This window comes from Acidobacteriaceae bacterium, assembly GCA_028283655.1.
Classification (GTDB): Bacteria; Acidobacteriota; Terriglobia; order Terriglobales; family Acidobacteriaceae; genus Granulicella.
This window is the reverse complement of record JAPWKE010000003.1, coordinates 673206-692365: the sequence shown is the minus strand read 5'-3', so window position 1 is coordinate 692365 and position 19160 is coordinate 673206. Positions and strand designations below refer to the sequence as shown.

Sequence of the window (19160 nt, the reverse complement as noted above, 5' to 3'; positions counted from 1 at the left end):
GCTCTCCCCACCTCTCCTAGCCTAAGACGCATCCCCGCGTGAAACAGCAGGCGTCCCTAAAAATTCGACTGCCACCTCGCACGCTCATGAATCTCTTCCCATTGCATTGCGACCTTCGCAAACTCTGCGTCAAGGATTTCTCTCTCCAAGCGCCAACTGCCCCAACGCCCACCGCGAAGCCTCTGCCAGCACCTCATCCTCGCCCGCAGCCCACTCCTCCAGCCGCGGAACATACTCCTGAAGTCCACTATTCCCCATCGCAATGGCCACGTTCCGCAGCACTCGCTTCCTCCTCGTCCGCTCCAGCGGCGACCCACGAAACCACCGGTTGAACGTCGGCCCATCCATCGACGCCAGCCACTCCAGCTCCGGGTTCACCAGCCCACGCCGCACCGGCAGACTCTCCACAACCGGCGCACGCCGGTTCCACGGACAAACATCCTGGCAGATGTCGCACCCAAAGACCTGCCTGCCCATCTTCGACCGAAGCTCCTCGTCAATCACGCCCTTCTTCTCAATCGTCAGGTACGCAATGCAGCGCGTCGCATCCATCTGTCGCGTCGGATTTTCGGGCGTTGGCAGCAGCAACGCATCTGTCGGGCACGCATCAATGCAGCGCGTGCAGCTCCCACAGCGATCCATCGCCGGCAGAACCGCGGCTTCCTTCGCGACCTCCAGCGACGTCACCACGACTCCCAACAGCAGCCACGAGCCAAGCTGCTGATTCAGCACACACGCGTTCTTGCCAATCCACCCCACACCCGCCCGCGCTGCCAGATCACGCTCCAGCATCGGGCCCGTGTCGACATAGCAACGAGTCTCGGCCGCCGGCCAACGCTCGCGAATCGACGCCTCCACACTCCGCAACTTTGCCAGCAACGTATCGTGATAATCCGTCCCACGCCCCGGCTCCCCCATCACCGACGACGCCTCGCCGCTCCACGCATAGCGTGCGATCCAGCCCTGCGTTTCGCTTGCCGTATCCATCGAACGCGGTGCTTCCGCGTTGTAGTTCGCCGCACACATCACCACGCTGCGCGCCCACGGCATCGACCGCCGCAGATCACCGCGCACCAGCCTGCCTGCGTCATCCACACGCTTCAGCCACTCCATCTCGCCCGCGTGGCCCGCGCTCACCCATTCGGCAAATCGAAGATCGCTGGCCGCATCCAACTCCAGCCCCGCGACACCCGCAGTGGCGAAGCCAGCAGTGCGCGCACTGCTTTCCACCCACTCGCGCCCTTCCCGGTCGATCGTCGCTGCCCTCATGCCTTCCACGTCACCTCCCAACGATCATTTCACGCAGCTCTTCGTTAAGTTGTTGCAACCATTTCATCAGCCAACTTCCTCTTGAACGCACTTGTACAGTAGGGGCATGAAGATGTCGTTTGCTCTGCTCCTCGCCATGCCTTGGATGTTCCTGCCTGCCGCCGCGCAGACTACATCCTCTGACCCGCATCAGTGGAAGATGAGAGTCACGGACACGCCCATTCATATCTCCGAGCATGTCTGGATGATCAAAGGCAATCCGAACATCGCCATCGTGGTCGGCGCGCGCTCCGTGCTCGTCGTCGACACAGGCCTCGGTCCGAAGATGGGCGCAATGGCCGCCGGGTTTGCCGAGAAGCTTGCACCCGGCAAGAAGCTCTTCCTCACAACGACCCACTTCCACCCCGAACATGCCGCCGGGGACAAAGACTTCCCTGCCAGTACGACGCTGATTCGCAATGACATCCAGCAAATGGAGGTCGAGCGCTACGGTATGGACATGGTAAAACTCTTCGCCAGCCGGTCTGCCGACAACCGTGAACTCCTCCAGGGCACAACGTTTCGCACGCCCGATGTCACCTTTCACAACGAAGCAAAGCTCGATCTGGGCGGTGGCGTAATCGTCAGCCTGCTGTGGCTCGGCCCCGCACACACAGAAGGCGATGAACTCACATTCGTCGAGCCAGATGCAACCCTGATCTCCGGCGACGTGGTGCAGAACGACACCATGCCGACGATCTACACCGCCCTCGGCAAAGGCGGCACACCAACCACATGGCTGCACGTCGTCGACAAAATTGCAGAACGGCACCCGACCCACGTCGTCCCTGATCACAGCGAACCCGGTGACGGAACTCTCGTCGCCTCAGAACACAAACTCATCGCAGAGATACGCACCCGAGCTCTCGCGCTCAAAGCCCACGGCGTCAGCGCAGACGAGGCAGGCAAGCAAGTCAGCGCGACACTCAAGCAGGAGCATCCCGACTGGCACAGCACCGATGCTTCCGGCGTTGTACGCAGCGTCTACCAGGATCCCGACACCAGCGCACAGTAAATCGCCCCTTCCTGCAAACACGATGGCCCCACGAATCAAGTCGTGGGCCATCGTGTTTGCAGCAGAACGAGCGATCTCAGCGCAGACGGTTATTCACTCCCGGCTGATCGAATCCCGCGCAGGATCAGATCGATCCCGGCAAGATAATCCTCGCGGTCATCATGATCACGCATTCGCCCCGCAGCGCTGCGCGCAAATGGGTACTCCACAGCATCAAGCTGCGACCATGCCATCGAGACAGAGTGCAGAAACTCTGCACGGTCCAACCCCTTCGCGCGTCCAAGCTCGCCATTCGCCGCATTCTGCCTGCTGACGCCAAGGATGTACGCCATCAGCGTTCCAGCCGCCGCCCACTGCTCCTCCTCCGGCACGCCAAGCGCACGAACCTGCTGTCCAATGCGTTCGAGAACACGCACAATAGGCGCCATCCCAGGAGTGCTCGTAAGCGCCGAACCTACCCACGGGTGATCGTCGATCACATCGAAAACCCCCGCCGCCACAGAGCGTATCGTCGCCTCCGGCGTCGTCACAACAGCCGCGCTCATCATTCGCGAGATCATGGCATCGCACGCAGCTGTTAAAAGATCGTTCTTATTGGCAACGTGCCAGTAGATCGCTCCCGCCCCAGTCGCCAGATGCTCTGACAGCGCACGGAAGGTCAGACCGCCCTCCCCGCTGCGGTCCAGCAACTCGATCGAAGCCTCCACGATACGTTCCCGCGAGAGCGCGTCTCCACGCCGCGCGCCGCTCTGTGTCTTTTGAGCCATACCTCATCTTGACACAAATGGAACAATGTTCCAATCTAAATGGAATGACGTTCCACGCGAGCAGATACCTATGCAAACACCATCCAACCCGGTCTACGACGTTGTCATCGCGGGCTCCGGCCCCGTCGGCCTCTTCCTCGCCTGCGAACTCGCGCTCGCCAACTGCTCCGTTCTCGTTTTAGAAAAGATGAGCCACCCGGACTCGCCCCTGAAACAACGTCCTTTCGGTCTGCGAGGTCTCTCCGCTCCCACCATCGAAGCACTCGACCGCCGTGGGCTGTTGCAAGAGCTTGAGCTGCACAAACGCATCAAAAACCCTCACGCCAACGCCGTAGAAGGAGCACGCCGACAGGTAGGTCACTTCGCCGGCATCCCCATTCACTCTGGCAATATCGACACCACGGAGTGGAAGTATCGGCTCCCCGGCTCCACCAGCCCCAGCCTGCTCACCGAGATGCAGGAGATGGAAACGGTGCTCGCCCGCCGCGCGCAGCAGCTTGGCGTAGAGATTCGGCGCGGCCTTCCCATCACCGGTCTCCACCAGACGGAAAACGCCGTCAGCGTGAACTCCGAACAGCACACGTTCCAGGCAAGATGGTTCGTTGGTTGCGACGGCAGCCGGAGCGTTGTCCGCAAGCTCGGCGGCTTTGAGTTCGCAGGCACCGAACCGGAGTTTACCGGCTACTCGGTTCACGCGGACCTCATCGACCCCGAGAAGCTCAACCCTGGTCGAAACGTGACCGAACGAGGCATGTATCTGCAATCCCAGCCGGACTTTCTGGTGATCCAGGACTTTGACGGCGGGGCCTTCCACAGCTCGGGCGAGCCGATCACACTGGAGCATATTCAGATGGTGCTGCGTCGCATCTCGAACACCAACGTCACGCTCAGTGCCCTGCACATCGCAACCGCCTGGACAGATCGCGCGCGTCAGGCCACAACCTATCGCAACGGTCGCGTGCTACTGGCCGGGGACGCCGCGCACATCCACGCTCCCCTCGGAGGTCAGGGGCTGAACCTCGGCATCGGTGATGCCATGAACCTCGGCTGGAAGCTCGCCGCGACCATTCGCGGCAACGCGCCGGAAGGCCTGCTCGACACCTACTACACCGAACGCTATCCACTTGGCGCAAACGTGCTGGACTGGTCACGCGCACAGGTCGCCGTCATGCGCCCTGATCCAGCGGCACGTGCGCTGAACGCGATACTCCGTGATCTGCTGAACACAAGCGATGGCGCCACCTACATTGCAGGGCGAGTGTGGGGCATCACCGCTCATTACGACCTCGGCGACAACCATCCCTTAGCCGGTCACAGCGTCCCCAACTTTGAGCTGGAAGACGGAAGCAAGGTCAGCGACCTCCTGCGCGACGGTCGCAGCCTGCTGCTCGACTTCGGCTCCAACCCATCCTTGCAATCGCTGGTAACTGAGTACGGCGAAGCCCTGCAATACGTCGCTGGTCACGCGAAAGAAGCCTTCGGGATGAGCGCATTGCTCATACGCCCGGACGGCTTTATCGCATGGGCTTCCGATCGCGAACCCAACGAGTCCTCTCTCCGACAGGCAGCAGACCGCTGGTTGACTCGATCCACGAAGGAGGCAGCATGAACACTCCAGTTACCATCATCGGTGCCGGCCTTGGCGGCCTGACGCTTGCACGCGTCCTCCACACTCGTGGCATCCCCGCCGTAGTCTACGAAGCAGAAGCCTCGGCCACAGCGCGCGCGCAAGGCGGCATGCTCGACATCCACACAAACAATGGGCAACTCGCCCTCAAGGCCGCAGGCCTCTATGACGAGCTCCTCGCAATCGTCCATCCCGGCGGTCAGGCTTCGCGGGTGCTCGACAAACAAGGCCGTGTCCTGCTCGAAGACTCCGACGACGGCTCAGGCGGCCGCCCGGAAGCGCCTCGAGGCGAGCTTCGCCGCATCCTCCTCGAATCTCTTCCCCACAACACTGTTCGCTGGGGACACAAAGTCGCAACAGTCTCTTCCCTCGGCGAGGGACGACACTTCGTGACCTTCACGAACGGCACAACTGTGACGGCTGACCTGCTCATAGGTGCGGACGGAGCTTGGTCAAAGGTCCGTCCCCTACTCTCTCCCGCAAAGCCAACCTACGTAGGCATCACCTACATAGAGACGTACCTGCACGACTGCGACCACCGTCATCAGGCAAGCGCAAAGGCCGTCGGCGGAGGAGCGCTTATGGCCGTAGCTCCCGGGAAAGGCATCCTCGCCCACCGCGAGCCGAACGGCGTCCTCCACACCTATGTCGCGTTACGCAAGCCAGAAGATTGGCTTGTAAGCCTCGACATCTCCACCCCAGAGGCGACCCTGTCCCGTGTTGCCGAAGAGTTCCTTGACTGGGCCCCAGAGCTGACAGCGCTCATCACCGACGGCGAGACTGCTCCCGCCGTTCGCCCAATTTACTCCCTACCCACCGAACACAGGTGGGAACGCATCCCCGGTGTTACCCTGCTGGGCGATGCCGCACATCTGATGGCTCCATCTGGCGAAGGCGCGAACCTCGCCATGTACGACGGCGCCGAGCTTGCCAGAGTCCTCGCTTCCACCCCTGATGACATAGAAGCGGCGCTACTTGCGTACGAACGGGAACTATTCCCACGCAGTTCTGCCGAAGCGGTCGAAGCCAACCGCCTGCAAGAAGTGCTCTTCGGCGACAACGCCCCGCAAAGCCTGCTCGACTTCTTCAAAAACAGCCAGCAAAGTCAGTAACGAACAGCCATCCAGACAAAACGAGAGACCCGCATTTGCGGGCCTCAATCGTTATAACTGCTTGAAAGTAATGGCGGACAGGGAGGGATTCGAACCCCCGGTAGCCTTACGACTACGTCTGATTTCGAGTCAGGTGCATTCAACCGGGCTCTGCCACCTGTCCGTCTACAGCTATTTTACCGCAACTTGCCTGTGCAGAAAAGTTAGCGGACTATCCTTTGCGGCCACGGACCACGGCTTCTGCCTGGGCAGCGCCTTCTGCCGGGGCTTCAGGCATATCCGCAACGTTCGCAGGCTTGATCCCAAGCTTCTTCCGAAGCTCTGCATCGATGCGTGCAAACGTGTCAGTATTCTCCTTCAGGAAGTTGCGAACGTTCTCGCGGCCCTGCCCAATGCGCTCACCCTGGTAGGAGTACCACGCACCCGACTTGTCCACAATATTGTTCACCACTGCAAGATCCAGCGTATCGCCTTCACGCGAAATGCCTTCGCCGTACATGATGTCGAACTCGGCATCGCGGAACGGAGCCGCCACCTTGTTCTTCACAATCTTCACCTTCGTACGCGAACCGACGACAACGTCGCCTTCCTTCACCGCGCCAATACGGCGGATGTCGATACGCACCGATGAATAGAACTTCAGCGCACGGCCACCGGTCGTCGTTTCAGGATTGCCAAACATCACGCCAATCTTCTCGCGAATCTGGTTGATGAAGATCAGACAGGTACGCGACTTCGAGACAGTTCCGGTCAGCTTACGCAGGGCCTGCGACATCAGTCGTGCTTGCAGACCAACGTGCGAATCGCCCATCTCGCCATCAAGTTCAGCCTTCGGTACCAGCGCAGCGACCGAATCCACTACCAGCACATCGACCGCGCCCGAACGAACCAGGGCTTCCGTAATCTCCAGCGCCTGCTCGCCGTAATCCGGCTGGCTGACCAGTAGATTGTCCACGTCCACGCCAAGCTTCTTCGCATAAACCGGATCGAGAGCATGCTCGGCATCCACAAACGCCGCCAGACCACCGGCCTTCTGCGCCTCAGCAATGATCTGCAGCGTGATCGTCGTCTTACCGGACGACTCCGGCCCAAAGACCTCAATCACGCGTCCACGCGGCACGCCACCCACGCCCAGGGCTGCATCGAACGAGATCGAACCCGTTGAAATCACTGAAATCGGCACGACGGCATCCTTCGCGCCAAGCCGCATCACGGAACCCTTACCAAACTGCTTTTCCAGCGCCGAAAGTGCGGTTTCAATTGCTTTGCTGCGGTCGTCTGCCACGGGTATTTCTCCTTTTATTGCCACGTAAAAGCTCAGGGTGGGGTCAGCAAGATGGAGTCTAGCATCGAATCCGAGCAGTAGCAAATAAAAAGCGAAAGTCTTCCAAGGAAATTCCCACCGGCCACCTCCCGCGATACTCTAAATCCACTCAAACCATGCAGACCCGCTTCCGCTATCTCGACGCGCTCACGACCTCCTTCGTCGTCATTCTTCTTGTCGCGAACCTCGTCGCGCAGAAGCTTGTCCGCATCGGCCCGTTCGGGCCCATCCCGGCGTTCACCACCTCGGGCGCGATGGTCCTCTTCCCCATTACCTACATCTTCGGCGACATCTTCACGGAGATTTACGGTTACGCGGCCAGCCGCCGCGCCATCTGGCTGGGCTTCTGCGGCACAGCGCTCATGTACGGCGTCTCCGCGCTGGTCATCGCGCTGCCAGCCGACCCTGAGTTCCACCACCAGCAGGCATTCGTTACAGTCTTCGGCATCCTGCCGCGCCTGCTCATCGCCAGCCTCGCCGCGTTCTGGGCGGGCGAGTTCGCCAACAGCTTCACCATGGCCAAGCTAAAGGTCCTCACAAACGGCCGCTGGCTCTGGACGCGTACGGTCGGCTCCACAGTCGTCGGACAGGCTGTCGACACGACCCTTGTCATCCTGATCGCGTTCGGCGGCAGCGTCTCCTGGCACAAGCTCGCAAACATCATCATCACGGGCTACCTGCTGAAGGTCGCCTACGAGGTGCTTGCCACACCGTTCACCTATCTCGTAATCAATGGGCTGAAGCGGGCGGAGGGCATCGATACCTTCGACACTCGGACGAACTTCAATCCGTTTCGATTTGGCGGCTCCGCAAGCGGAAAGCCTTGACGCTAAGTTCGCTAAGGAGCGCCAAGCTACGCCAAGATTCCGTCGCGTATCCTTCGCGCTCTTGGCGCTCGTTGCGTCGAGGCTTTCATTCCACCTCACCACAACGACCCCATGGCCTGAGACCGTCACTCAGAATCCATTTACCCGACGATAGATTCCATCCCGCAACCGTTCAACGTTGAAGTTGATCAGCAGCCCAAGCCGCCTCTCCGAAAGCTTCAAATAAGACACCAGCTGTGAAAGGTGGACGGGGGCAATGGCTTCCACGGACTTGATCTCAAGAACCAGTTCCTCTTCGACAAGGATGTCAATCTTGAAACCAACATCCGAAAGCTTTACGCCTTCATAGATCACGGGCACAGGCACTTCTGTCCTAAAAGCCAACCCGGCCTTCGCCAACTCAAAAATCAGGCAAGCCACATAAGCACTCTCAAGCATCCCAGGACCAAACGCTGTGTGGACACGAAAGGCCGCATCCAGCACATTTTTTGCAATCTCGTTTAGTCGCTCGCTTGTCATTATCGCTTCAGCAAATCCACCGGCTCCGTCACATCCTGAATCCGAAACAGCTCACCCAGAGCCGGGTGCCTGCGAGCCACCGCCCGATACATCTCCCACGCTACGCGCCGGTAGCTATAGTGCCCCGCCACCCCCGACCGCAGTTCCGAGATATACAGCGCCTCGGCAAAGTCCATCTTGAACATCGCCCGACAGCGCGTACCCATCGGCAGCAGATACGCTGCATTCGCCTCGGCGTCGGCCGAATCACTCGTCAACGCCTCGCGGTACGCCAGGTGCGCAGCCTGCATCGCTCCGTGATACGCCTCAGCAAGCCCGGCTTCTTCCAGCGTCGGCTGCCCCGGACACGTCGGCTCCTCATATCCGTGCAGATCGCTGAAGTCCTGGATCAACTGCACACACCGGCGATGCCGGTGCATATCGCGGAAGCCGCCAATATCCATCAAGATGTCGAAACGGAAGCCATCACCCGACTGGAAGCCACGCAACAGCTCATCGTGCTGGCCGCGATGCCGTGCCGCTAGCTTGATAATCTCGTTCCGCCGCAACTCACCCATCGCGCCCACCGTTCCGCGAATCTGGCGGTACGAGTAGTGGCAGTACGGGTACAGCAGCGAGGTCGCAATCTCGACTTCCATCGCCTCATCGTCGTCCAGCAGATCCACCAGCGGCGCGCCGTAGATCGGCTGATCGCCCATCAACTCCTTCGCCGCCTGCCGCAACTCACGCCGCGACTCCATCTGGTACTGGTTCGGCTCCGCATACTTCACCAGCGTCGGAGCAACCCGCACCGACGGCATCAGGTCCTGCAGAATTTCGCGCGTCGCTTCCTGCGGCACAACGCCCTCGCCCGCCATCTGCTCCAGCTTGTCGCGCTGCACGTTCCAGGCAGGCTCGCTGGCCGCCGAACGCAGCTTCTCCCCCAACTCGCGAACCTCCGTCAAACGGCTCGAAAGCAGTCGGGAAACCTGCGTCTCCAGCGTGCGCGCGTTCACAATCTGCCCCAGCGACGTGTTCGTCGCCAGCGGCAGCAGATACCGCGCCACGTCAAACGCCCGCGCCTTCAACGTACGCACGTACGCCTCCTCGCGCATCTCCTCCGGCCGCGGAACCACGCGCTTCAGCGCCTCCAGCATCCCCAGGCTGAGGTCGTCATAGCTCTTGAACAACGAGCCCATCGCCGCCGTATACGCCGTGCGGTGCTCGCCCTCGAGCGGAGGCGTGTACCAACCCGAGCGCCGGAAGTCCTGGTACCGCGTCGACCGCTCCTGACCATCCCAGCGCGACTCATCCACCAGCGCAATCGCCGCCAGCATCGACAACCGCTCAATCGCAAACGGCAGGTGCGCCAGATCAGCAATCGAGCGATGGCCGTACTGAAAGTAGAAGGTGTTCAGAAACTGCTCTGCACGTTGCGAGCTTATCTCCGCCAGCGACTCGCGCATCGTCAGCGCCGAGCGCGAATACTTCGCCATGGCGTACGCAAGCACTTCGGGTTCAGCACCATAAATGGCGTAAACATCGGTGGAGTTTTCAGAGGCAGGGGCGGCAGGGGCGACGAGTTCTGGGTCGGGCATAACTGGAAGCAGAATATAGCCTTTGGCAGCGCGGCTTCTCGCCTATTTGGGCGATTGTTGAAAACAGGCCGAAAAGTCGTACAGCACCACACACAAAACACCGCAGCAACCGCATCTCCGTGCCCCTCCGTGGTTCTCTGTGACCTCCGTGTTCGCTTCTGCCTCCTTATTCCCTTCTGCTCCGCCTGTTTCGCTCGTGCTCCCAACATCCTCCCCACCTGCGGTGATCTAATACCGGAGTACATTACTTCAGGAGCACACATGAGCACCCTCACCGGCAAAATCGCCCTCGTCACCGGAGCCTCACAGGGCATTGGCCGCGCCATCGCGCTCGAACTCGCCGCCCAGGGAGCCACCGTCGCCCTCGCCGCCCGTTCCGCAGAAAAACTGGAAGCCGTCGCCGCAGAGATCGCCGCCGCTGGTGGAACCGCGCGCGCCTACTCGCTCGACGTCGCCAGCGAAGACTCCATCAAGACCACCGCCAAGCAGATCATCGCCGACCTCGGCACCGTCCACATCCTCGTCAACAACGCGGGCATCACCAAGGACGGCCTCGCCCTCCGCATGAAGCTCGCTGACTTCAACGACGTGCTCAACACCAACCTCACCGGCGCCTTCCTGCTCACCCAGGCCGTCATTTCCAGCATGATGAAGAACCGCTGGGGCCGCATCATCAACATCACCTCGGTCGTCGGCGAAACCGGCGCCGCAGGCCAGGTCAACTACTCAGCCTCGAAGGCTGGCATGATCGGCATGACGAAGTCCTTCGCCCGCGAGTTCGCCTCGCGCGGCATCACGGTGAACGCGGTCGCCCCCGGCTTCATCGAAACCCCGATGACCCACGTCCTCACCGACGACCAGAAGTCCGGCATCCTCTCGCAGATCCCGCTCGCCCGCTACGGCGCCGACTCCGACATCGCCGCCGCGGTCACTTTCCTCGCCAGCGACAACGCGGGCTACATCACCGGCCACACCCTCGACGTCAACGGCGGCATGTACATGGGCTAATCGCCCATGTACATGCTCGATCAGAAATGGGCTCTCGTATGCCAACCTGTCTCACAGTAGTGCTTGACATCAATTTCGGGCCTAAACTCTCTGCTCTCACAGCAAGAGGACCGGTCTGGATTGTGGAGTCTGCTGCAAACCGAACAGCAACTGAAACACATTGGGCCAAGCACAGAGGACAAAACCATCTCAAGGGCGTCACAATCTTCAACTCTTACGAAGGTTTTTCGCCCGAAGATCTATTGATCGCTCAAATGGATTCGATTGACCTGCACCATGGCGAGTACTCATCGCACTCACCCTACGACACATTAGAAGTAGTAGGTGCGAAATTCACTGCGGAAATAGAGGAAGCCTTAAGCAATTATGGCTTTGATCAGTTCTCTTCCTCTCCAACGGGTTTCAGCGTGACCATGTCAGCTAGAGCATGAAAAAATCAACGCTAGGCTGATGCTTTAAACCGCGAAAATATCCGTGGACTTCAATTTGGGTAATTCGCAGCTAAGCAAGAATCTCTAGCTATCGCAAGCCGTTTTCTATACCCTGATCTCACCATGTTTTTCTTCAAGAGCTAATCCGGTTCCAGAACCAGCCAAACGACGGGCACACGCTCCGTCGCGTTTGGCTTTGACGTCAGCGCCCTCGCGGCGCGGCTCAACACCGGCTTAGACAAACTCTGGAGAACATCATGCTTTGGCCTGAACGCCCCGTTCAGGATCACAAACTGCGCACCGATCGCGCGATCCATCGCGCCTACGCACAACTCGCCTGTGATCCCTCTGCATCTGCAACCTTCCGCGAGCTTCTTCACCACGCTCGCACCCGCGCGCCCCGACTCTTCGAAGCGCCCATCGTCGACTCGCGCCACATAGGCGTCGAAGCCCTCGTCAACCTATCCCTGACGCGATCACCGCACGTCCGCTCTCCCGCCGACTGGAGCGGCACTGCATCTTCGTGGCGCGTTGCCGTCGCATCACTCGCGCGCCATCTGTTCGGCCAGTATCCCGTCCCCCAATTTCTCGCCTCGGCTTGGTACTCCACTGCGGCGAATGCCCCCGACCTCCGCCGCTGGTTCCTCGAACACTCTTGCGGCGTCAGCTTCCGCTCGCTCAATCTGCCAATCGCCATGACGCGCATGATGGAGCACATCTTCCTCGCCTCACAACATCACCTCACCATCGAGCATGCGCTTCGCCGCGCCGAACTCCTCGGCCTCGGCGCATCTCCAGCACTCACGCAAGCAGTCATGGCAACGCACCTCGCTCACGATCTGCGCAACGGCGATTTCTGGCGCACCGTTCTCGTCTTCTTCGTCAACCACTCCAACGAACTCGATCTACAACAAGTCGGCCCCATCATTGACTACATTCAAGCCGTGCGCTTCCCACCCGACACGCCCGGCTTAGTCAACTTTGGCGCCATTCAACCAGCCTTCTCCATCAAAGGCCGTTCCGTGCCATCACTACTGCGCCTCGTGAACGAGTGGCATAAAAACCTAGGTCACAGCACAGGCTCGTTCTCGTGGACACCAGCCCCCTTCAAGCCAATGCTTGTCATAGAGCCACCACGCGACGAATCAGAACAGCCACGCCGCTGGCAACTTTCTGAACTCACGAGTCAGGAACAACTACGCCGCGAAGGAAGCGCCATGCGTCACTGCGTTGCCAGCTACGCATACGCCTGCCTGCGCGGCGGTTCCAGCATTTGGGCACTTCGCCTCTGGCGCGAAGAACACGTGCAACACGTCATCACCATCGAGGTAGACCCGAAACGCCGCAAAATCATCCAAGCCCGCGGCAAGGCTAACGCTCGCCCCACAGCCAAACCCATGCAGCTTCTCCACGAATGGGCACAGCGCGAAAGATTGGAGGTGGCAATCTAATATCGAAACGCCAGTTGCCGAGGAGCAAGACCAAGCATCTGTAATGGAATAAGTTAATTCCTACAGCAAAAGCCCTGAGTGACGCTAAGTTGAGTCACTCAGGGAATAGGCAAATGAGCAGTCACCCAAGCGCAGACGGCCATCCGCATCACTATCGATGATGGCGGACAAATTCCGTAATCAGCTGAAGCAAAGCAGTTAAGAAAGGCAATAAAGGGCTTTTGATTACTTGAGAAAAACACAGATTGGATTGTTGACGCTTAGAACGAGCCACGGCACATCTCCGCACAACAAACACGACTTGAGAAGTCATGTTTAAAGCTGGAGGGCCTCACGAGTTCCCGTTTGTCATGAGAGATCAACATCGCATCAGTTAGGCGGCACTGAAGAAGCCGTGTATCTGCTTCAAAAATTATAAATCAATAACTGCTCATGATAATCATCAGCCGGCAACACTCTCTATGCCGATTGCAGACTCCCCGCAATCCCCTCCCCTCACATCCCTGCAATCAATCCGCGATAAGATAACGTTTTGTGCGCTCCGCTCCCGGAGGCGCACACAGCAGTCCTTGCAAGGCGGGTAGAAGTACATGAGCGACAAGCGTTGGGTGTTGTTGATTGCCAGTGAAGTCGGCCGAACCGACTCGGTCTCCGACCGGGCCATGGAGCGTCTCGTCGACGCCATCGGCGACGAAGGCTACGAGGTCGTCCGTACCACCTCGCCCGAAGACGGCATCTCGCTCGTCAACTCCGACCCCAGCTACTCGGCCATCCTCCTCGACTGGGACCTCGAGACCAACTCGCAGTTCGAAGAACGCGCCGCGCTCGACATCATCCGCGGCGTGCGTCACCGCAACAAGAAGGTGCCGATCTTCCTCATCGCCGACCGCACCCTCGTCTCCGAACTCCCGCTCGAAGTCGTCAAGCAGGTCCACGAGTACATCCACCTCTTCGGCGACACCCCGGCCTTCATCGCCTCGCGTCTCGACACCGCCATCGAGCGCTACCACGAGCAGCTTCTGCCGCCGTACTTCCGCGAGCTCGTCAAGTACAACGACCAGTCCGCCTACTCCTGGGACGCGCCCGGACACATGGGAGGCGTCGCCTTCCTCAAGCACCCCGTCGGGCAGGAGTTCCATCGCTTCTTCGGCGAAAACCTCCTCCGCTCCGACCTCGGCATCTCCTCTGCCCCGCTCGGCTCGTGGCTCGATCACATCGGGCCTCCGGGCGACTCCGAGCGCAACGCCGCGCGCATTTTCGGCGCCGACTGGACCTTCTACGTCCTCGGCGGCTCCAGCACCTCGAACCAGATCGTCGGCCACGGCGTCATCGCGCAGGACGACATCGTGCTCGCCGACGCGAACTGCCACAAGAGCATCTGTCACTCGCTGACCGTCACCGGCGCGCGCCCCGTGTACTTCAAGCCGACGCGTAATGGCTACGGCATGATCGGCCTCGTGCCGCTCAAGCGCTTCACGCCGGAGTCCGTGCAGGAGCTCATCCAGCGCAGCCCGTCCTCCGCTGGCGCGCACTCGCAGCAGCCCACCTACGCGGTCATCACGAACTCCACCTACGACGGCCTTTGCTACAACGTCGATCAGGTCGTCGAGCAGCTCCGCGACTCCGTCGCCCGCGTGCACTTCGACGAAGCCTGGTACGCCTACGCGAAGTTCCACCCCATCTATCGTTCGCGCTACGCGATGGGCGTGCCCGAAGAGATGGAGAACCGCCCCACCATCTTCTCCGTGCAGTCCACGCACAAGATGCTCGCGGCCTTTTCGATGGGTTCGATGGTCCACGTCAAGCTCTCCGACACTGACCCGCTCGACTTCCACCAGTTCAACGAAGCCTTCATGATGCACGGCACCACCTCGCCGTTCTATCCGCTCATCGCTTCCCTCGACGTCGCCGCCGCCATGATGGACGAGCCCGCCGGCCCCACGCTCATGGACGAAACCCTCGCCGACGCCATCAGCTTCCGCCAGGCCATGAGCTCCGTTGCGCGCCGCCTGCTGCTCGAAACCGACAACGGCCCAACGTGGTTCTTCGACGTCTACCAGCCCGAGCACGTCACCGACCCGGCCACCGGCGAAAACATCCTCTTCGAGGACGCAGAGGACGAGCTCCTCGCCACCGAGCCCTCCTGCTGGCTCGTCAAGGGCAACGACGAGTGGCACGGATTCTCCGGCCTCGACTCGCCCGACGACTACTGCATGCTCGACCCGGCGAAGGTCACCATCCTCACCCCCGGCGTCAACGCGCAGGGCATCATGAGCGACTGGGGTATACCCGGTGCCATCCTCACCGAGTTCCTCGACTCTCGCCACGTAGAAATCGCCCGTACCGGCGACTACACCGTGCTCGTGCTCTTCTCCGTCGGCACCTCGAAGGGCAAGTGGGGCTCGCTGCTCGAAAACCTCTTCGAGTTCAAGCGCCTCTACGACACCGACGCTCCACTCCTCGAAGCTCTGCCCGAGCTGGTGCAGAAGTTCCCCGCCCGCTACCGCAATCTCTCCCTGCGGGAACTCTCCGAAGAGATGCACGAGGCGATGATCGAACTCAACCTCCCCGGCCTGGTCAACGCTGCCTGCGACGAAGACTTCGACCCCGTCCTGACGCCTGCGCAGACCTACCAGAAGCTCGTCCGTCAGGAAACCGAGCGCATCCCCTTCCGCGAAATGGCTGGCCGCATCGCCGCCGTGATGCTCGTGCCCTACCCGCCGGGAATCCCAATGTCGATGCCCGGCGAACGCTTCGGCGGCCCGAAGTCGCCGGTCATCAAGCTAATCCTCGCGATGGAAGAGTTCTCCAAGCGCTTCCCCGGCTTCGAACGCGAGGTTCATGGCATCGAGGTCGACGAAGACGGTAGCTACTGGATGCGCGCCGTAATCGAAGACGGCAAACCCGCCCCGAAGACCAGGCGCAAGCCCACCGAAACGAAGGATCCGGTAGAAGCCAACCGCCTCCCCAGCCGCCCGGTACGCCGCTCGACCGAATAGATCCTCCTAACGACAAAGAAGCCGTCGAATGCTCGAGCGTTCGACGGCTTCTTCGTTGTCCGTTTAGCGTGTTCGTCCCGCAGGCATTCTGCGTTTCAACGCGCCCGCTGAACCCTTCTCCGCTAACGCTTCCAGAACCCCGCCAGACGCACAATCTTGCCGCGCTCCTCATCGAGCCGGGCATAACTATTGCCGAGGAGCAGTGGGGCGTCTTGCGCGTCGAACAACGTCCAGGCAATCAGCAACTGCCCATGCTGATGCCGCAGCATGTTCGTCCGGAAGTAATAACCGACGTACTCCGCCTGAAACGCCACCATCGTCGCTTCTAGTTGATCGACGCCGCGATCATCCACGTCCGGACTGGTGAACGCCACATCCTGCGCGAGACTTGCCGCCAACATTTGCCCACGCTTCTCGGCGGACTTCTCAGACCACGCATCCGAATACGTGTTCCAAAGCTGCATCAACGCTTCTTCCGTCATTTCACTCTCCTTTGTCGCGGCTGAAAGGCACCGCACTTCTCCAAGCTAGGCGTTCGCGACGAAACAAACGATAATGAATCGACCACAAATCTTTACGAAACGTCCAAATCACGTATGGACCCTTTTCTCGACCTCATCCAGCTTCTGCGCCCCGCCGCCACGCTCTTCACGCGTGTCGAGGCCACCGGGAGCTGGGGGCTTGCCTTTCATCAGCGCGACGACCTCCTCTTCTGCTGGGTCGAGCGCGGCGAGTGCTTGCTCACGCGTCCCGGCGAGGAAACACTGTCGCTTCGCACCGACGACTTCGTCCTTATCCGCACCTCAACGCCGTTTGCTCTCGTCTCCGACCTTCACGCAAACCCCACGGACAGTGAAACCGTGCTCGCCAGGGCTGCCGCCATCGCGACGCTCGGCAACAAGCCTTCGCCCGAGGTCATTCTCCGCGGCGGCAAATTCCTCTTCGACTCCGCCAATGAAGCGCTGCTCACCGGCCTGCTGCCGCAGGTGCTGCATCTCAGCGCGGACACGCTCGCCTCCGAACGCGTCCGCACCCTGCTTCGAATGAACGAAGCGGAGTCCACCGTTCCCGGCCCAGGCAGCGATTTCGTGATCACACGTCTGATGGAACTGCTGCTCGTCGAACTCCTGCGCGGTCGAGCGACACCAGCGGAATCCATGCAACCAGGCCTCGTCGCGGGCCTAGCCGATGCCGTCATTGCGCAGGCTCTCATCGCGATGCACAGTGCTGTCGCGCGTTCGTGGACCACGGCGAAACTTGCGCGCCTCTGCGGCATCTCACGTTCTGCCCTCGCCGCGCGCTTTTCCCGCGTCGTAGGACTCGGTCCGATTGCCTATCTACAACGCTGGCGCATCGCTCTCGCCAAAGATGAATTACGCCAAGGCCAACGCAACATCGACGAGATCGCTCGACTCATCGGCTTCCAATCTGCGAGCGCGTTCAGTACCGCTTTTAAACGAGCCGAAGGCTGCTCACCCCGCGTCTTTACTCAAATCCATCTGCGGCGATGAGCGCGACGCCAGGCCCCAAGCGCCGCGCCTCCCGTTACTTCTTCAGGCCGTACCGCTCGGCCGCGCTGCTTTGCTGCGAAGCCACGAGCAGCTGCATCGAAGCCTCTTCAAACGCGCTCACCAGCGCCGCATCATGCACACTCGGCGCGGTCAAAAACTCGCCCGCATCCAACCCTGCGAGCGCCGCATCCACGCACTCTTCGGTGCCCATCAGCGGAGGCAGCTCTCCCAACGCTTCCTTCGGCACACCCATGCCATCCCAAATTTCCGACTCCGTACCCGACGGTGCCACATACTGCAGTCGCACAGCGCTCTCGGCGATCTGCTGTTTCAGCGCCTGCGTGAAGTTCATCACGTAAGCCTTCGTGCCGCCGTACACCGGCACCCACGCATACCCTGCAAAGCTCACCACCGAACCGATGTTGATGATCGTGCCCGCATTGCGCGCCAAGAAGCCCGGCAACACAGCCTGCGTCAGCAACGTCAGCGAAGTCACATTCAGGGTGATCATCTTCGCCAGCGTTGCAGCGTCCGCTTGAGCCAACGGCAGAACATTCGACGTGCCTGCGTTATTCACCAGCATCGTGATCGACGCATCAACAGCAAGCTTCGCCACAGCCGCATCAATCCCTGCGGTATCGCTCAAATCCGCCACAAGCGTCTCTACACTCACAGCGAACTTCGCTTCCAGCTCAGTAGCAATCGCCCGCAAACGGTCGCCGCGACGCGCGACCAACAGCAGATCATATCCGCGCGAAGCCAATCGGTCCGCATACACTTTGCCCAATCCTGACGACGCTCCCGTCACTACCGCCGTACCCAACGCACTACGCTTCTTCTCGCTCATGCAACATCCTTCAGCTTGAATGGCGGCAGATGAATTTCCTACCGCTCGGTAAAGGATGTTCCACCACCGCCCCGGATGCACTTTGTTTTACGATTCGGTAGGAAATTCATCCGCATGCCATCATCGAGCATCTGATTCTTATGCGATCTAACGCTCCAGCATCGGCAGAAGAAAAGCGAGGCCCCGGCCGTCCTCGCGGCTTCGATCGCGAAATCGCCCTGCGCGCCGTGCTTCTGCTCTTCTGGAAGCACGGCTTCGACGGCACCTCTTACACCGACCTCACCACGGCCACCGGCATGAGCAAACCTACGCTCTACGCAACTTTTGGCGACAAAATTGAGCTCTTCCGCCAGGCCATGGTGATGTACGCTGAGCAATCCATCGCCGTCTACGAAACGGCACTCGCACAGCCCACCGCCCGCGAAGCCGTCGAGGCCTGCCTCAAACTCGCACGCGGCCTTCAGCCCAAAGGCGAGGAACCGCAAGTCTGCTTCCTCGTCCAGGGCGCACTCACCGGCAGCGCCGACACCATCGAACTCCGCGACGAACTCTACAGACTGCAGCGCGAGGCCACGCGCATGCTCAAGCAGCGCCTCGACCGCGGCAAGCGCAAGGGCGAACTCCCCGCCGACACCAACACCGCGGCGCTCGCCGAATACTTCACCTCGGTCGTCACCGGACTTTCCATCCAGGCCGCCAACGGCGCCTCCCCCAAAGACCTCAACCGGGTCATTCAATTCGCCATGGCTGCATGGCCCGGCAACCACTCGTAACCTGCGCAAAGGCGTATCCTGTAAGCAGCGTCTTTTCCCGCGCGTGGCTCATCCAACGTTGAGA

17 protein-coding genes and 1 tRNA gene are annotated in these 19160 nt (G+C 60.5%); 10 read left to right on the top strand and 8 right to left on the bottom strand.

The window, feature by feature from the left end; translation table 11 throughout:
- Positions 1-129: 129 nt before the first annotated feature.
- Positions 130-1269 (bottom strand): tRNA epoxyqueuosine(34) reductase QueG, encoded by a 1140-nt coding sequence (queG, locus tag PW792_05690; protein MDE1161424.1) that lies wholly within the window; start codon positions 1267-1269, stop codon positions 130-132.
- A 106-nt stretch (positions 1270-1375) separates the two neighbouring features.
- Here queG and PW792_05685 point away from each other — a divergent pair, with 106 nt between their 5' ends.
- Positions 1376-2323 (top strand): MBL fold metallo-hydrolase, encoded by a 948-nt coding sequence (locus PW792_05685; GenBank protein ID MDE1161423.1) that lies wholly within the window; start codon positions 1376-1378, stop codon positions 2321-2323.
- Between the two features lie 89 nt (positions 2324-2412).
- On the opposite strand, the gene PW792_05680 is transcribed toward PW792_05685, so the two are convergent.
- Positions 2413-3090 (bottom strand): TetR family transcriptional regulator, encoded by a 678-nt coding sequence (locus tag PW792_05680; GenBank protein ID MDE1161422.1) that lies wholly within the window; start codon positions 3088-3090, stop codon positions 2413-2415.
- A 70-nt stretch (positions 3091-3160) separates the two neighbouring features.
- Here PW792_05680 and PW792_05675 point away from each other — a divergent pair, with 70 nt between their 5' ends.
- A complete protein-coding gene (locus tag PW792_05675; protein MDE1161421.1) occupies positions 3161-4699 on the top strand; it encodes an FAD-dependent monooxygenase in 1539 nt (512 codons plus the stop codon).
- Entirely contained in the window at positions 4696-5829 is a 1134-nt protein-coding gene (locus PW792_05670) for an NAD(P)/FAD-dependent oxidoreductase (GenBank protein ID MDE1161420.1), read from the top strand. Before PW792_05675 ends, PW792_05670 begins: the two co-directional genes overlap by 4 nt.
- 71 nt (positions 5830-5900) lie before the next feature.
- On the opposite strand, the gene PW792_05665 is transcribed toward PW792_05670, so the two are convergent.
- Together PW792_05665 and recA are read right to left on the bottom strand one after the other, a co-directional pair.
- A tRNA-Ser gene (locus PW792_05665) sits at positions 5901-5992 on the bottom strand.
- 48 nt (positions 5993-6040) lie between these two features.
- A complete protein-coding gene (gene recA / locus PW792_05660) occupies positions 6041-7114 on the bottom strand; it encodes a recombinase RecA (protein MDE1161419.1) in 1074 nt (357 codons plus the stop codon).
- Positions 7115-7269: 155 nt separating this feature from the next.
- Here recA and PW792_05655 point away from each other — a divergent pair, with 155 nt between their 5' ends.
- On the top strand, positions 7270-7980 hold the full coding sequence (locus PW792_05655) for a queuosine precursor transporter (protein MDE1161418.1): 711 nt from the start codon (positions 7270-7272) through the stop codon (positions 7978-7980).
- A 129-nt stretch (positions 7981-8109) separates the two neighbouring features.
- On the opposite strand, the gene PW792_05650 is transcribed toward PW792_05655, so the two are convergent.
- Together PW792_05650 and PW792_05645 are read right to left on the bottom strand one after the other, a co-directional pair.
- Positions 8110-8499, bottom strand: a complete 390-nt coding sequence (locus PW792_05650) for a GxxExxY protein (GenBank protein MDE1161417.1) — start codon at positions 8497-8499, stop codon at positions 8110-8112.
- Complete coding sequence (locus PW792_05645; protein MDE1161416.1) at positions 8499-10076, bottom strand: FAD-dependent thymidylate synthase; 1578 nt, start codon at positions 10074-10076, stop codon at positions 8499-8501. The genes PW792_05650 and PW792_05645 overlap by 1 nt, the downstream gene beginning before the upstream one ends.
- A 261-nt stretch (positions 10077-10337) precedes the next feature.
- On the opposite strand from PW792_05645, the gene fabG reads away from it, so the two are divergent.
- From fabG to PW792_05625, 4 genes are all read left to right on the top strand, one after another.
- Positions 10338-11084, top strand: coding sequence for a 3-oxoacyl-[acyl-carrier-protein] reductase (gene fabG, locus PW792_05640; protein MDE1161415.1), 747 nt, complete (start codon positions 10338-10340; stop codon positions 11082-11084).
- Between the two features lie 122 nt (positions 11085-11206).
- On the top strand, positions 11207-11515 hold the full coding sequence (locus tag PW792_05635) for a hypothetical protein (protein MDE1161414.1): 309 nt from the start codon (positions 11207-11209) through the stop codon (positions 11513-11515).
- Positions 11516-11772: 257 nt separating this feature from the next.
- Positions 11773-12966, top strand: coding sequence for a PcfJ domain-containing protein (locus tag PW792_05630; GenBank protein ID MDE1161413.1), 1194 nt, complete (start codon positions 11773-11775; stop codon positions 12964-12966).
- 590 nt (positions 12967-13556) lie between these two features.
- Positions 13557-15965, top strand: a complete 2409-nt coding sequence (locus PW792_05625) for an Orn/Lys/Arg decarboxylase N-terminal domain-containing protein (protein ID MDE1161412.1) — start codon at positions 13557-13559, stop codon at positions 15963-15965.
- A gap of 122 nt (positions 15966-16087) precedes the next feature.
- On the opposite strand, the gene PW792_05620 is transcribed toward PW792_05625, so the two are convergent.
- Positions 16088-16447 (bottom strand): hypothetical protein, encoded by a 360-nt coding sequence (locus tag PW792_05620; GenBank protein MDE1161411.1) that lies wholly within the window; start codon positions 16445-16447, stop codon positions 16088-16090.
- 114 nt (positions 16448-16561) lie between these two features.
- Here PW792_05620 and PW792_05615 point away from each other — a divergent pair, with 114 nt between their 5' ends.
- Positions 16562-17476: an AraC family transcriptional regulator gene (locus PW792_05615; GenBank protein MDE1161410.1), complete on the top strand. Its 915-nt coding sequence runs from the start codon at positions 16562-16564 to the stop codon at positions 17474-17476.
- A gap of 34 nt (positions 17477-17510) precedes the next feature.
- On the opposite strand, the gene PW792_05610 is transcribed toward PW792_05615, so the two are convergent.
- Positions 17511-18323, bottom strand: coding sequence for an SDR family NAD(P)-dependent oxidoreductase (locus PW792_05610; protein MDE1161409.1), 813 nt, complete (start codon positions 18321-18323; stop codon positions 17511-17513).
- 140 nt (positions 18324-18463) lie between these two features.
- Between PW792_05610 and PW792_05605 the strand changes: the two genes are divergently transcribed.
- The gene (locus PW792_05605; protein MDE1161408.1) at positions 18464-19096 is read left to right on the top strand and encodes a TetR/AcrR family transcriptional regulator; all 633 of its coding nucleotides are present in this window, start codon (positions 18464-18466) and stop codon (positions 19094-19096) included.
- The last annotated feature ends 64 nt before the right edge of the window (positions 19097-19160 follow it).